Origin of the sequence: Micromonospora sp. NPDC049048 (assembly GCF_043197615.1) — a bacterium.
Classification (GTDB): Bacteria; Actinomycetota; Actinomycetes; order Mycobacteriales; family Micromonosporaceae; genus Micromonospora.
Window position 1 is genome coordinate 1 of the sequence record NZ_JBICTM010000037.1, and the last position, 1132, is coordinate 1132.

At 63.3% G+C, this 1132-nt stretch carries 1 protein-coding gene; it reads right to left on the reverse strand.

What is annotated here, in order from left to right; genetic code table 11:
• On the reverse strand, window positions 1-1079 hold a 1079-nt coding region (locus ACGFIG_RS30755; RefSeq protein WP_393008889.1), incomplete at its 3' end, for a condensation domain-containing protein.
• Window positions 1080-1132 lie beyond the last annotated feature (53 nt).

The window sequence follows — 1132 nt, forward strand, 5'->3', positions numbered from 1 at the left end:
TTACCGTCCGAGTTCAACACGACCTGGAACAACGGATGATGCGCCAACGACCGCGGCGGATTCATGATCTCCACCAGCCGCTCGAACGGCAGATCCTGATGCGCGAACGCCGCCAGATCCGACTCCCGCACCCGCACCAACAACTCCCGGAACGACGGATCCCCCGACACGTCGGTCCGCAACACCAGCATGTTCACGAAGAACCCGACAACATCATCCAGAGCCTCGTCCGAACGACCGGCCACCGCCGTACCGATCGGAATATCCGAACCCGCACCCAAACGCGACAACAACACCGCCAAAGCCGCCTGAACGACCATGAACACCGTCGTGTGCGTCGACCTCGCCACCTCGACCAGACCAGCATGCAAATCGGCATCCCACCGGAACGGCACCGCCGACCCCTGATACGACGCCATCGCCGGCCGCGGCCGATCCAACGGCAACACGATCTCCTCCGGCGCACCCGCCAGATAACCACGCCAGAACGACACCTGACGCGACACCACACTCTGCGGATCACCCTCATCACCGAGCAACTCCTGCTGCCACAACGCGTAATCCGCATACTGCACCGGCAACCCCGGCAAATCGGCGACCCCACCCACACACCGCGCCTCATAAGAGACCAGCAGATCCCGACACAACGGCGCCAACGACCAACCGTCACCCGCAATATGGTGCAACAACACCAGCAACACGAACTCACCGGAATCCACCGCAAACAACGTCACCCGAATCGGACGCTCGACCGCCAGATCGAAACAATACCGGGCCGCCCCCTGCACCACCTGACCCGAATCCGACGCCGACACCGGCACCACCGACAGCCACGAGCCAGCATCACCCACCGGCTCCACCACCTGACACGGAACCCCACCAACCTCACGGAAAACCGTCCGCAACGACTCATGCCGACGCAACACATCCCCCACCGCCGCCCGCATCGCCGCCACATCCACACCACCACCGAAACGCAACACCAACGGCATGTTGTACGTCGAACTCAAACCCTCCAACTGATGCACGAACCACAAACGACGCTGCGCGAACGACAACGGCACCAACTCCGGACGCACCGCCCGACCCAACACCGGACGCGTCCCCCCACCCGCATCCAACCGCCCCACCA